This is a genomic window from Corynebacterium hesseae (assembly GCF_037850265.1).
In the GTDB taxonomy this organism is placed as follows: Bacteria; Actinomycetota; Actinomycetes; order Mycobacteriales; family Mycobacteriaceae; genus Corynebacterium; species Corynebacterium hesseae.
In genome coordinates this window covers 610,050-624,271 of sequence record NZ_CP137211.1, presented here as the reverse complement: position 1 = coordinate 624,271, position 14,222 = coordinate 610,050, and the positions used below count along the sequence as shown (strand labels likewise).

General features: G+C 56.6%; 8 protein-coding genes. 5 read left to right on the top strand and 3 right to left on the bottom strand.

Features of this window, described 5'->3' with window-relative positions; all coding sequences use genetic code 11:
* Positions 1-112 precede the first annotated feature (112 nt).
* Together R3O64_RS03035 and R3O64_RS03030 are read left to right on the top strand one after the other, a co-directional pair.
* Entirely contained in the window at positions 113-1,975 is a 1,863-nt protein-coding gene (locus tag R3O64_RS03035; RefSeq protein ID WP_339017261.1) for a GmrSD restriction endonuclease domain-containing protein, read from the top strand.
* Between the two features lie 120 nt (positions 1,976-2,095).
* Positions 2,096-2,602 (top strand): GNAT family N-acetyltransferase, encoded by a 507-nt coding sequence (locus R3O64_RS03030; RefSeq protein ID WP_339017260.1) that lies wholly within the window; start codon positions 2,096-2,098, stop codon positions 2,600-2,602.
* Positions 2,603-2,633: 31 nt separating this feature from the next.
* On the opposite strand, the gene R3O64_RS03025 is transcribed toward R3O64_RS03030, so the two are convergent.
* Positions 2,634-5,996: an AAA family ATPase gene (locus R3O64_RS03025; protein ID WP_339017259.1), complete on the bottom strand. Its 3,363-nt coding sequence runs from the start codon at positions 5,994-5,996 to the stop codon at positions 2,634-2,636.
* A gap of 208 nt (positions 5,997-6,204) precedes the next feature.
* On the opposite strand from R3O64_RS03025, the gene R3O64_RS03020 reads away from it, so the two are divergent.
* Complete coding sequence (locus tag R3O64_RS03020; RefSeq protein ID WP_339017258.1) at positions 6,205-8,805, top strand: AAA family ATPase; 2,601 nt, start codon at positions 6,205-6,207, stop codon at positions 8,803-8,805.
* 40 nt (positions 8,806-8,845) lie between these two features.
* Positions 8,846-9,865: a 5-methylcytosine restriction system specificity protein McrC gene (locus R3O64_RS03015; protein WP_339017257.1), complete on the top strand. Its 1,020-nt coding sequence runs from the start codon at positions 8,846-8,848 to the stop codon at positions 9,863-9,865.
* Positions 9,866-9,955: 90 nt separating this feature from the next.
* On the opposite strand, the gene R3O64_RS03010 is transcribed toward R3O64_RS03015, so the two are convergent.
* Positions 9,956-10,417, bottom strand: a complete 462-nt coding sequence (locus R3O64_RS03010; protein ID WP_339017256.1) for an ASCH domain-containing protein — start codon at positions 10,415-10,417, stop codon at positions 9,956-9,958.
* A 710-nt stretch (positions 10,418-11,127) separates the two neighbouring features.
* Here R3O64_RS03010 and R3O64_RS03005 point away from each other — a divergent pair.
* On the top strand, positions 11,128-12,375 hold the full coding sequence (locus tag R3O64_RS03005; RefSeq protein WP_339017255.1) for an arginine deiminase: 1,248 nt from the start codon (positions 11,128-11,130) through the stop codon (positions 12,373-12,375).
* Between the two features lie 295 nt (positions 12,376-12,670).
* On the opposite strand, the gene R3O64_RS03000 is transcribed toward R3O64_RS03005, so the two are convergent.
* Positions 12,671-13,984: an ISL3 family transposase gene (locus tag R3O64_RS03000; RefSeq protein ID WP_339017254.1), complete on the bottom strand. Its 1,314-nt coding sequence runs from the start codon at positions 13,982-13,984 to the stop codon at positions 12,671-12,673.
* Positions 13,985-14,222: the final 238 nt, after the last annotated feature.

Genomic DNA, 14,222 nt, shown 5'->3' with positions numbered 1-14,222 from the left:
GTTCCGCTGACGCACGAACGCATTAGCACACGAAAACTTGCTCCAATCTCTCCTCCACGCTTGAGCTTTTGGGGCATGCTGGAGAAGACTATTCGCTACAGAGGAGGCTCCGGTGGGTTTCAACACCAACATGCACCAACTATCGGCGCTGATGCGCAATACCGAGAACGGAGAGATTCAGCTCCCCGATTTCCAGCGAAAGTATAAGTGGGAGGACGAACGCGTCCGCCAGCTCCTCATCACTATCTTCCGTGGGCATCCGTTGGGCATCATCATGTTGCTGGAAACCGGCAATTCCTCTGTCAGGTTCAAGCCACGGCCCATCGAAAGCACCGAGGCTACTGCCACTTCCGAGCCCAAGTTCTTGCTTCTCGACGGCCAGCAACGACTGACATCGCTTACCCAAGCCCTCAAGGGTGATGGTGTTGTTCACACCAAAGACTCACGCGGCAAGCGCCTCGACCGCAGGTACTTCATCAATATCCAGAAGTCTATTGAGGATCCCTTCGAGCTGGATGAAGCAGTGATCTCGGTACCGGCTGATGGAGTTATTCGAACCAACTTTAACCGCGACATCGTTCTCGATCTCAGCAGCATGGAGAAGCAACACGAAGCGGGCTACATCCCCGTTTCGCTGCTGCTTAATCAGATGGGGCTTTTCGAATGGTTCGGCAAGCTAGGTGACACCGAGCTCATGACCGCATTCAGCGATGGGATTATCCGTCAGGTCAACGAATACAAGATTCCTGCAATTGAGCTGGACAAACAGACGGACAAGGCAGCGGTGGCCACCGTCTTCGAAAAGGTCAATGTTGGTGGACTCCCACTCAACGTTTTTGAGCTCCTCACGGCGGTGTTTGCCGGCGATGCAGAGTACTACGACAAGTACCAGCGCGATTTCCGCCTCAACGATGACTGGGTGGAGACCAAGGAGCTGTGGAAAGAACATGACGTCCTCCACAAGGTGGAGAACACTGACTTCCTCCAAGCAATCACGATGCTGACAACTCTTGAGCGAAGCAAGCACTCCTCGGTAAGCCGCAAAGTCGGCCTGTCTGCCAAGAGGGAAGACGTTCTAAAGCTTGAGTTGAACGACTACCTCACTTGGCGCGACGCCCTGCGTCAAGGATTCATCTGGGCGGCAGGCTTCCTCGCAGATCTGCACATCTATCGGTTCAGGGATGTCCCCTACCCGAAGCAATTAGTTCCGCTTGCTGCCATTGCTGTTGTTCTTGGCAAGGAAGCAGACAAACACCACGTGAAAGAAAGGATCACACAGTGGTTCTGGAGCGGAGTCTTGGGCGAGCTCTATGGCGCTGCCATTGAGACACGCTTCGTACGTGACCTCGAAGGAGTACCTGCTTGGGCGATGGGTGAAGAAACTTCCGCCCCACGCACCGTGCAGGACGCTACCTTCGCTGAATCCCGCCTTCATTCCTTGCGCACCCGCAATGCCGCTGCATACAAGGGCATCGCAGCACTCATCATGGCACAGGGCTCAACAGACTGGGTCGAGGGAAAACAATTCGGAGCATTCCAGTACAGGGACATGGCCGTAGACATCCACCATATTTTCCCTCAGGACTGGTGCAAGAAAAACGGAATTGATAACGAGCGCCGCGAGTCAATCGTCAACAAGACGACGCTGAGCGCACGCACGAATCGTGTCATCGGTGGCGTCGCACCGTCGCAATACCTATCCAAGGTTGAAAGCGAATCTGGCTTCGATGCCGACGGCGTGGACGGTGTCCTCCGCGGCCACCTCATTTCGCCCGAAGCACTGCGCAGCGATAACTTTGATGCTTTCTTCGAGCGTCGAAGGGAATCACTCTGCACACTCATTGAGGGTGCTCTGAAGAAGACGGTTCAGCGCGATGTCAGCGAAGGAAACGCTGTGGAAGACTCGTCATTCTTCGAGGAAGAAGCGCTTGAGGAGACTGCCCAGGAAGTAATTGACCCACGTTCGGAGGCCTAAGGCAAAGTTGTTTCCTCTCTGACCGACGCAGCCGGGCAACTTTCGACCAAGAGCGACGGCACCACACGTGTACAGATTGGGTAACTTGGCCGAGCGCCACTCTCAACCTCAGGACTCACGATGAATGATATTAATATTCTTCGCACTCCCCGGCTCAGTTTGTCGGCACCAACTGATGCCGACATTGACGCCATCTTTGCCATCCACTCGGACGCCCGCACCTACGAGCACCGCCCTGAACTGGCCATGAAGACCAGGGAGGAAGCCACGGAGTTGGCACACGCATGGCAAGCCAATTGGCGCGAGAATCAGCTGGGCTACTACGTGGTGTCCACGCTTGATGGCACCACTATTGGCTTCACCGGTGTGCGCCACAGCGAGGAAGCCGGTGAAGAAGTACTCAACCTCTATTACCGCTTCGCACCCGAATCGCAGGGCAAAGGCTACGCAAAAGAGGCCGCAGCCGCTGCAATTGCCAGTGCGCGCGAGCGTTTCCCGCAGCTGCCCGTCGTCGCGATCATCGACCCCACCAACGAGGCATCGATTGCCCTAGCCTTGAAGCTCGGACTTCAGCACGTCCCCGGGGCAGGTGTGCCGGGCGACTACGAGGTGTACCGGCTCGGCTGATAAAGAACCGTCTCGACGAGGCGGTTCGTATCTAGCGCCTCCAGGTAACAAGGGCGACCACGCCGAAGACGACGGTGCCGAATGCCGCAACCATCCACGCGAGCATCAACAATGCTAGAAACACATCTGAGGCACCAGCAACTGCTCCCACGATTATTGCAATCGTCAACGCAAGCAAACCTAGAGCTGAGCGCTTGAACCAGTGTGGAGACTTTCTCTCCTTGCGCGGCTGAGGGGTTTCCGGAAGTGGCTTTGCACCAGGGTCGGGTACCGGGAATGCTGCGGCAGGGGTCGGCTGCGCAGGTTCCACTGATGGTGCCGGCGCGAAGGGGGACTCTTGCTCCAGCGTCGGTTCCGCGAACCAAGATAAAGATTCATCCTGTGTGTTCTGCTCACGCTGCTGTAGCGTCTCTGCCCACGGTGATGGTTGTTGCTCAGGCGTCGACTCTGGTTGTGTCTGTGGTGTTGGCTCCCAAGGTGCATGCGACAGGCTCCAGTCTTGGAGCGGACCCGAGGCGTCGGCGGCATCCTCAAGCTCAGGTTCCGTGGTCGTCTCCGGCTCTACTGTCTCCGTAGAAGTAGTCGGCTCGTCGTCCACAATGAATGGATTATCCGCCTGCAGTCCTGAGACTGTTGCGGCCGCTATGACGTCCTTTTCTTCCTCTTCTTGGAGCAGCTGCTCCTGCGCCCATGCGGCAAAATCTTCACGCTTCACCAGTGGCTTGTTGTAGCGCACCGCAAGACTCGTCTTGCCGTCTTGAGCAGTGAGGTCATCAGTTACGAGGACATCACACCGCGTCTTCGTTACGGACTGCTTGTATACCAGACCCAATCCCGCACAGAATTCTTGAAGCACTGGTCCTTGCGGGTAAAGCTGATTGTCAATGATCGTGGAGCCACGGAATGCTACGCGGGTACCTGGGGTGAGGACGTCCGTAGCCCACGCGACATTGCTTTCTGTCTGCGGAACTTGCGAACCAGCAGCAGCTGCCGGGGCAGCCTCGGCTTCCTTCACTGGAGCAGTGGCTGGTTCCTCCGCAACTGCGCCGGTGTTCGCTACGTCGGCCTCCGCAGCGTAGGCGGGTGCTTCGAGGAACGGACCATGCTCGTACCAGTACTCAAAGTCAGCCTGCGAAATGATCGGCTTCCCGAACTCGCGAGCTGCTTGAGCTTTACGAGACATCGATGCCACGTCGCGGGCGACGAGAACATCGCACCGTGTCTTCGACATTCCCTTCTTGTATTCAAGACGGCGGATACGACAGATGCGGTCGAGACGCTCGTCGTCAGCGGGGCCGCCGAGCAGCTCGTTACGGCCGGTGAAGGCAACTCGGGTTCCCGGGACAAGGAGACTCGGGACATCCACAGTGGCGTTTTCTACTGCTGGCAGCTCCACAGTGCGGGTATCGATGCGTGCGACGCGGGCCAGGATGTCGTCGTAAAGCTCCTGCGTCCACAATCCCCTCGATACCGCCCATGCAGAGAGAAGCTCGGCGCACTCTTCCACTTCAGCAAATGAACGCGGCATCACCGTGCCACCGGACATCGCTGCCCACGCATTGTCCGAATCCGTGGCCTGTAGTTGGTCCAGGATCATCGGCGCTGTCGGTGCCCAGGAAGGAATAAGTACTGCGCCTTCGGTCTCCCGATCTGCGCGGGGAACTAGTTGTCCGCGTGACGGGGCAATCGTGTCATTCTCATAGGCAACCGCCATCGACTCACACCGGCTGACGACGTCATCCCCCTCTGGTTCAAAGCCGAAGTCCCCCACCTCGTACCCAATACCGAGGGCAACATCCATGCCTTTTTCCTGGTGGCGCACGGCACGCTCGAGCATGGCTAGGCGGTCACCGACCACGATGCCGCCTTGTGCCTGGCGGAGAAGAAGCGGCCAGAAATCTCCCAAGGTCGGTGCCATTGCGAGCCCGCCCACCGGAATGCTGTAGCGCTGCCCGAATTCTCCGAGGTCCGCCATCGGATTAATCCAGGACCCAAAGCTCGCAACCCGAGCACCGTTGTGATACACAATCGCATGAATGCGCGCGATGTGCTCACTCATGCCAAAGTTCACGCCGTTGAATGACACGAGCACCACGCGGTCCGTATTGACGCCGCTACTAACTTCGCGCCTGACGCGGCGGACAAGAGCGTTGTTAGCCCGTATATGACGAGGCTCCACCGGAGTAGAAAAGCGCAGGTGCTCCAAATCGACTGCGCGTGATAGCGCAACGTAAAACTGCCCATCGGTGGCGGTACCGCCAGCAAGGTCGATGTAGAGCTTTGGGATTGTCTTACCTTGGCTCTTATGGATGGTGATGGCCCAAGCCAAGATGACAGGGAACTGCCGAATCGTTCCGATGGTCTCACTAACCAGGCGCGAGCCATCAACTCCTGGCCGGTTAATTTCCCACGTGTGCGGGGTCAGAGTGACTACTTCCCCCGTTGCATCAATCCGCACATCGATCTCGTGCTCAGTTGCCCGCACGATTTGGCCAAAACTTCCGTTGACGAATCGGCCCTTCGGGTCGTTGATCACGGTCATGACGCGTGCGCCCTCGGCATAGTGAAGTTCGTCCTCACCGCTGAAGGAATTGGCTGGAAGTTCTCCGGTACCTTCCGCAACCGAGATGAACTTTTCTGTGGGAAGGTTAGCTAGTTTTTGTCGGTTAATCCTTGCCACCGTCGACTTACGCGACGTCAACGTCACCCAGTCATCCGGCGCATCAAAGTCGGGAGCCACCAACTGGTTCAGAATGTCCAGTGATTCTTCACCGACACTTCCCTCACGCACCTCGTTGAGAAGGTCAATAAAAGTTGGGTCGGCCTGACGCCAGACCTGGGTTAGGTTCACTTCTTCCAAGTCCAGCTGCGTGTACACCTGTGCGGAGAAGAAATAGGGACTCTCCCACACCGAGTTGAAAAGCTCGGCTTCATTCGGGGTAACGACAGGTGGCAACTGCAACAAGTCACCGACGAGTACGAGCTGTACTCCACCAAAGGGCTTCCCATTCCTGCGGATACGGCGAAGAGCTTGGTCCATCATGTCGAAGAGATCCGCACGAACCATCGAGATCTCGTCCACGACGAGAATGTCGGTTTTCTTAAGCACGTCCCATGTCACGGTGGACGGGTGCCACGCACCGCCCCTTTCTAGATCACTGGGGACCATCGATGGCCGAAAACCAAAGGCTCGGTGGATGGTGAAGCCCTCGATGTTCAACGCAGCAACACCGGTCGGTGCGGTAACGAGTACCTCCTTTTCTCCCGTGTTTTCAAGGAATTCCCGCAACAGCGTGGACTTACCGGTTCCGGCCTTACCTGAGATGAGAACGTTCCGTCCTGCGCCGACTAAATCAAGAGCATGACGAAATTCTTCAGTTAGCGTGATTGCCACGATTCCTCCGAGAGAGTGAGCGAGTCCAAGAGAGATTCAACAGAAACTAACTTATCGGAGTCTCCGGACAAGAGATAAGTTGCGCCAAACAGCTGTTCGTTGGTCCCACGGAATTCACGAACTTCCGAAATGCACTGGGCCGCTGGGCTTCGCCGGTAGCATAGGCACAGAACTCAATGCCTCCTCTAGCTACCGAACCTAGGTGACGATGTCTCTGCCTCTTAGCCCGTTTAACTGGACGACTGTTCTTCCCGTAGTTCTTGATGCGCTCAACTCACGGGGCCCTTCCACGACTAGCGAGCTGGTCCCAGTTGTTCAGGCTCTGGCTGAAAAGGATTTTCCGGACCAGGCGCAACGCCAGCTTAAGCATCGATCGGTTACCGAAGACCGAACACGATGGGCGATTTTTAACGGTCGCCACTTGGGATTCATCACGACCATAAGTCACGGCGTCTTTAGGATCACTGAAGAAGGATCGCGATGGGTGGAAACACACCCTTACCCACTGAGTAGAGAAGAAATTGCACATACTCGCAGCCGAGCTAATGAGGCCATCAAATCCAAACAGACATCAAGCGCGGATGATGAAAAAGATGAATCCTCAGATACAGGTCGGGACGCGGACTTTGCCTGGGTTCTTAGAACAGGCCGAGCTGGCGAGCGAGAGCACGCCGCGTTAGAACGCAATCAAGGGCTTCCCGGCATGGACTACGGTCCACTGACGAATTCCGCACCGACACTAGCGGATATTAAGTCGGCAATGCGTACCGAGCATCCTGAAATGAAAGCTGGAACTATTAGCAACCTTGCCGGGCAGCTCAACCGGTTTAAGAACGAAATGCAAATGGGCGATCTCGTTCTCATGCCCAGTAAGCATGAAAGAAACCGGATCTACTACGGCTACGTATCTGGCCCGTATGAATATCGCCCAGAAGCACCCGTGGAGTTCCGGCATGTCAGGCCTATTGAGTGGGCTTCCGACTACTTTTACCGAGACGACCTTGGTGAAGACCTGAAGAACTCACTCGGAGCTCTTCAAACACTGCTAAAAATCAAGCGCAACAATGCTTTCGAAAGGTTGAATTCAGTGATCGCCGGCCTTGGGGACCCTGACGCACTTTCTTCGGATGAGCACAGCGAAGCCCCCTCATTCGACTGGGTTCCTTTCTTTGGTGAGTTCGCACGCAAGCTCCTCGATTACTCGGGGGATCGAGGACCTCTGCTATCCGCACTGCGAGACGCCGCAAACCTGTCGCACAGGCCTTCCCTCTTCAAACACCTATGGACCTGGTACACCGAACAAGGAGCTGAAGAAGCAAACGACATCGATCCCTTCACGGTGCTCGGCACGTTAGCCCGACAGATCTCCGAACCAAACCGTATCGCTCTATGCTCCGCCATAAAAGAGACTTTTAACCTTGAGTCCCCAGTGCCGCGGGACTTCTCCGGACTTCCTCGCATTAATAACCTCAACTCACGTTTTGAAGCAAAGTCCGAAGACGTGGGGAACAGAAGGTTTTATGACGGAATCTGGAAACTTCTTGATGCCGCACTTGCCTACTCCTCGCAACCTTCAGCTGAAAATGCGGTTGCTTTCACGTCATCATTTGATAACGCAACAGCTGGCAGAGGCATGGTCCGATATACCATGGTCCTTTTCATGGCGTGTCCAGATGTTTTCCTGTCCTTGGACTCGGTTAACAGCCGCTTCCTCGGAAGCACAGCGGCGCTCGGGCGCAACCCCTCGACCACTGTCACGAATGGACAAGAATATCTTGACTTTATTGATGAGGTCCGGGCCTATATTGCGGATTCCGAGATAGAACCGGCAACGCTCTATGCACTGTCCTATGAAGCATGGGACCTTGCCAATGCTGCCGAAGCCGGGGAATCCATTACCGCCGCGGAAGAACCTGACGAGGATGAACGCTTCACTATCGATGATCTTCTTGAGCTGGGCTGTTTCATCCCCCGCGAAGAAATTGAACTCATGATGAATCGGCTACGTGAGAAAAAGAATCTCATTCTTCAAGGTCCTCCTGGTACCGGCAAGACGTGGGTCGCTCGTCAGCTAGCGCACATCCTGTGCGGTACAGATTCCGATGAATCCACTACTGCGGTTCAGTTCCACCCTTCAATGTCATATGAAGACTTCATTCAAGGTTTCCGACCCAGTGGAGACGGCAAACTCACACTCGCTAAAGGCCCGCTCCTCAAAGCAGTAGACAAAGCCAACGAGGATGAAACCACACCGCATGTGGTCGTCATCGAAGAGATCAACCGGGGAAACCCAGCCCAGATTTTCGGTGACATGCTCACGCTCCTTGAAGCAGACAAGCGCAACCCAGAAAATGCGTTAACCACGCTGCACTCGCCCGACGGAGAGACGATCTTCTTGCCGAAGAACCTCTACATTATCGGCACAATGAACCAAGCAGATCGGTCTTTGGCCATGCTCGACATGGCACTGCGCCGCCGCTTTGCCTTCATCACGTTGCGCCCTCAACTCAATGCTGTGTGGCGTCGCTTCTGTATAGAGCATCGCAAATGTGACGATTCGGCTCTGGTCGATATTGCCCACCGTCTCAACACTGTCAACGAACTCATCTCCGATGATTTCACGTTGGGTCCTGCGTACGAGATTGGGCATAGTTTTGTCACTCCCCTGCGCGAACTCAAGGACAGTTCTTACGCCACCACGATGTCATGGTTCGACAACGTCATTGAATCGGAGCTCAAGCCTCTTTTGACCGAGTACTGGTTCGACAACGGTTCTGCGCTGGAAAACGCTCTCCATGTCCTCCGCTAAAGAAATTCGGAATGAGGAGATACACGTTCCAATTCGGAGCGTGTGGCTACTGCAGCTTTATGCCTCACACGCCTACACCCACGGCAGCATTGTCGACGGCGACGTGGACAACCACGGCACTGAACTTGCAGAACTTGCGGTAGAAATGCTGTGTGACAGCGTCGAAAAGCGCTTGCGTCACGATCTCACCCGCGGTTTCACGATTGGGGAACGCAACCTAGCACGCGTGCGAGGCCGCATCGATACGCTGAAAACAGCCCGCGAACAGCTTTTGGAAAAGGGGCTCGTAGCCTGCCGATTCAATGAACTGACCACCGATAGTCCGGTCAATCAGTTTCTACGCACAGCACTCGAAACAGGGTTCGTTCTTATGCACGCCCAGAGCTCACCCGAGCTCGCCCAACGCTGTCGGCGGCTCTCCTCACGCCTCGCCGCTGCAGGTGTCTCTCTACCGACAACCACTCCTCAACTTCCCGCGCGTCTACTCCCCGCAGACCGAGGCGTGCTCGATATCGCGCAACTTCTCCTCGATTTTGCAATTCCTGCCAAAGACAAGACGGGGCACGCTTTTGCTCGGGCCGAAATGACTCAGTCGCAGTTGCGTGCTCTATTTGAACGCGCTCTACTAGGTGTTTTTCGCTATCATCTTTCCCCTTTAGGGTGGCGCGTCTCTGGTGCAGAGCGCCTTGCCTGGAACACCGACAGTTCTTCACCTTTTATCCCAGGAATGCTGACGGACATCATGCTCCGGTCACCAGAGGGAAAGCTAGTCACTGTGGACGCCAAGTTCACCGATCTCTTTGCTACCTCTCGTTTCACAGACGCACTCACGCTCAAGAACGGGCACATGTATCAGCTATATGCCTACTTGCGCAGTCAAGAACACCGTGGTGGGGAATGGACGCATGCCTCTGGAATGATGCTTTATGCAACCGCAGCTAGCGAAAGCGACGTTGACTTCAATCTCGACGGACACCGCATCTCCTTTCGTAGCGTGTCGCTCGATTCAACACCACGAGCTTTTCGAGAATCGGTACTGCGCTCGATCAATCTTTCTTGATTTGCGGATAGCTACACATCGCGGTTTCGGCTCAAGAAAACCTCCACACTGCTTGACTCGTGTCCTTAGCAGTAAATCTCCACTATTCCCTCAAGAGCTCCACGGCTCCAATGCCCTAACCGGGTACCGCCCATCAACGATAAAACGCTGGCACACCACCTGGGTGTCATCGTTGATGTCTAGCTCTCCGATGTATTCAACGAACTCGGGTGAGCTCCAGTACTGCTCGTGCCCGGCGCGCCAGTCGCTGGCATCGGCGTAGCCCTCGCCCTCGGCGATGGCGTGCTCGTCGCTGACGTCGGCAAGCCGGCGGACCTCGACCTCGGTGGTACGGATGACGCACACCACGTTGTCGTGTGAGTCGAGGACGGCCTCTAGGGTGCCCACATCCTCGCGCGGGTTGCGGCCGCGCGGGTGCTCAACCAGCAAGGATGACGTAGTGGTTTTGGTGCCGTCCAGGATGGCGGTGACGAGGGCGTCGCGAAGCGGGCCAGGGAAGGCGAACTCACCGCGGGGCAGTTCCGGTATAGGTTCCAAAGCGTCCTGAGTCATACGTTTACAGTACGTGGCCTGTTGAATGCTACTGACCGAGCACGTGCTTGCTTGCTGTTTTCTCCGACTGGCAGTTCGACCTGCGTGTTCGAATCATTCGCAGCGATGTCCAGCCCCAGCCCTAATGTCAACAATGCCCCTACACGGAAGGCTGGGACTCCACCTTTCTTTCCTATCACTCGGGGCCGCGCACCGCCACTTCCCATTGCCTAGCGGCGCGGCCCCTCTTTCAAACTTCAAAGCTCTTCATAAACTTCAAAGAATTCACAAAATTCATAAACTTCACAAGACTTCAAAAGCTCTTTGGGTTGGATTCGTGCAATGGGTCGTGGGAGAGCATGAGAAAATCTCCCCTTTTCTACTATTCGCGCAGAATTTTCATTCCCGCCACATTTATTCATGCGGTGTTCGGCTCGGACACGATGACCTTCGGCGTCGGTGTTGTCGCAGTGGCGGAGGGAGGGACGTCGGCAAGCGCGGCGCGGAACCGCACTATGTGGCAGCCTGTGCCGTGTGAATAAACGCGGATAATAGTATGCACGCAGCCGCAAAACCTGCACCTACGTGGGCTTTCTTCGGCTCGCGGGAGCTTGAAAAAGCTCGAACTTTTCTTAGAATTGTCGTCTAGTTCACATATCACCACCCCGGGTGTCGCTGCTCACCACGCAACTGGATGGCACAGCACACCCCGCCAAGAAAGGTTCACGCACATGACAACTCCCCCGCTGGGCGTTTGGTCCGAAGTTGGCAAGCTCCACCAGGTCATGGTGTGCGCGCCAGGGCTCGCGCACGAGCGGCTGACCCCCAGCAATTGCGGGGAGCTGCTTTTCGACGACGTCCTCTGGGTCGACGAAGCCAAGAAGCATCACGCGGAGTTCGTCGCCAAGCTGCGCAGCTACGGCGTCGAGGTGCTGGAGATGCACACGCTCCTGGAGGAAACCCTAGCCACCCCGGGCGGGCGCGATTTCATCCTGGACTTCAAGCTGCTAGACAAGAACGTTGGTGTCGGCATCGGCGGCGAGCTGCGCCACTGGTTCGAGGACATGTCTAATAAACGCCTGGCGGAGCTCCTCATCGGCGGGCTACCCTTCGCCGAAATCCCGGAAGGCCTGGGCCACGGAACTATCGACGCCATGCGAGAGGTCTACGGGCCTTCCGCTTTTGCGCTGCGCCCGCTGCCCAACACTCAGTACTCGCGGGATAACTCGGCGTGGATTTATGGCGGGGTCTCACTCAACCCCATGCGGATGCCGGCGCGCCACCAGGAAACGCTGCTGACCAGAGCGATTTATAACTACCACCCGCGGTTTGCGCAGGCGGATTTTCAGTTCTGGTACGGCAACACCGATGAGGAGCCAGGCCTGGCTTCCCTGGAGGGCGGGGACATCATGCCGATTGGCAAGGGCATCGTCCTCGTCGGCATGGGTGAGCGCACCACCTGGCAGGGAGTGAGCCAGCTGGCCATGCGCCTGTTTCAGGAAGGAGCGGCCGAGAAGATCATCATCGCCGCCATGGCCGCCGACCGCGCCTCGATGCACCTCGACACCGTCCTGACCTTCCTGGATGCGGATAAAGTCACCGCCTACCCCAAGGTCGTGGACACTATCCGGCCCATCGTCTTGCACCCTTCGACGAACACGGCGCCTTTCGACGTCGAACTGCCCACCCAGTCTTTCCTCGAGGTCGTCGCCAAGGCGCTTGGCGTCGGGAGTCTGCAGGTGGTGGAAACCGGTGGGGACACCTATGCCGCCGCCCGCGAGCAGTGGGATGACGCCAATAACGTCGTGGCCATTGAACCGGGCGTGGTGGTGGCCTATGACCGCAACAAGCACACCAATAAAAAGCTGCGAGCCGCCGGCATCGAGGTAGTAGAGATCGGCTCTGCAGAGCTAGGCCGTGGCCGCGGCGGTGGGCACTGCATGACCTGCCCGATTGTTCGCGATGCCGTCGAATACTGACAGGGCTTGATCACTAACAGCCCGATGGGAATATAATTTCCCATCGGTCAATGCTCACACCACCCTACACGTGGGAGGGAGGGCGGGCCGCGGGGTTTGCCACCGTTAGAGTCGTCGCAGCGGTGGAGGGATAAGGCGCCGGCAAGCTCCGGCAGGTGATGGTGTGCACGCCGAGGCTCCCACATGAGCGCCTCGAGCTACTACCAGATACTCACTCAAAGCTCTGAGGCCCCCTCAATTCCTCCGTCGCAGAAACGATATGTAGAAGACCCCCGGTAAACTGGCCCTTCCGGTTTTAGAGTGCGTTGATTTTGTCCTGTAGTTGTCCGGAGTGGATTAGGCATCGCAAGATGTAGTGGTTGAGGTTTTTAAATCCTAGGGCGATGCCGCGTAGGTGTTCGAGTCTGCCGTTGATTGCCTCAACGGGGCCGTTGGATGCGCCGATATCAAAGTAGGCGAGCACATCTTTGCGTCGACGCCACAGGGTGCGTCCCAGTTGGGCGAGCTCTTCTAAGCCTTTTGGTAGTCCTTTACGCAGGGTGTGGATGATGCGTTCCATGAGCTTTTTGCCTTCCGATTTCTTCGGATGCGCGTACGCTGCGATCATGTCTTGGTAGAGCAGCCACGTTACTTCTAGGGCCACGTAGTCGTCATCGGTGGCCCACAGCATTTCTAAGCGTTGCTTTTGCCGCTCGGTGAGGTAGTTCGTCCTGGTCAACAGGGTGCGCCGGTGCTTGTACAGCGGGTCATCTTTGCGTCCGCGGCGCCCGGTGGTCTCACGTTGGAGTCTTTGTCGGCAACTGGTGAGCTTGTCGGCTGCTAGATGCACCACATGGAAAGGGTCCATGACTTTGTCCGCCTGTGGTAGTTGCTCTTCGACTGCGGTGGCATAACCGGTGAACCCATCCATGGTCACCACCTGTATCTGCTCCCGGAAGCTGGGGGCACGCTCTTTAAGCCACCCGCTGAGCACGTCGGCGGATCTGCCCGGTCGCATGTCTAACAAACGAGCAGGACCACGCCCGTCTACCAGCGGGGTGAGGTCAACGAGTATGGTCACCAGGTTTGATGCCTGGCCTGGTTTGCGGGTGTGTTTCCATACATGTTCATCGACTCCAAGGATACGAACCCCGTCTAGGTGACAGGGGTCGCCGTAGACAAGCTGGCGGCAGGCATCCAGTGCGACCTGATTGACCAGATCCCAGCCCACACCGAGTGCTTTGGCGGTAGCCGACACACTCATCCGGTCAATAGCAAGGCGCTGCAAGATCCAGCGGGTGACCCGGTAAGTGAGCTTGGCACCGTCATCTGCGCAGGTTAAAGATTCTTGGAAGATCTTCCTCTTACATGAGGCGGCTGTGCACAGGAACCTGGGGACTGTTACATGCAACCTGGTGGGGAATCCGACGACAGGAAGATCAACGAGTCGACGGGTGGTGTGGTCGCGCAGCTTTCCTGGCTGTCCGCAGTCCGGGCACACGCCGATAACGGCTACTGGCGTGGCCTCAATGATGGTCAACGCTCCGGCATCAGCGGCACCGGTGATAGCAAGTCCGATTTCCGCGGTACGGCAGATAGTGTCAGCAACGAGGTTTCCAGTAGGCTTCACAGTACGGGTCCCTGGTGGGTGTAGATGGTTGTGTAGGAACTTTCATCTTCACACCAGGGACCCCTACATGTTGTGGTGACCCGCTGAACCCGTCGTTTTCTACCTCACCCCGCTACGCACCCCGAAACCGGAAGAGCCGGTAAACTTGTATCACGGTTCTGCTGTGCTGGAAGAAGCAAAGCTCAAACAGCGGAGAAGACAACAACATCCTTGTCTGGCATAGTTTCCCAGACAAGGA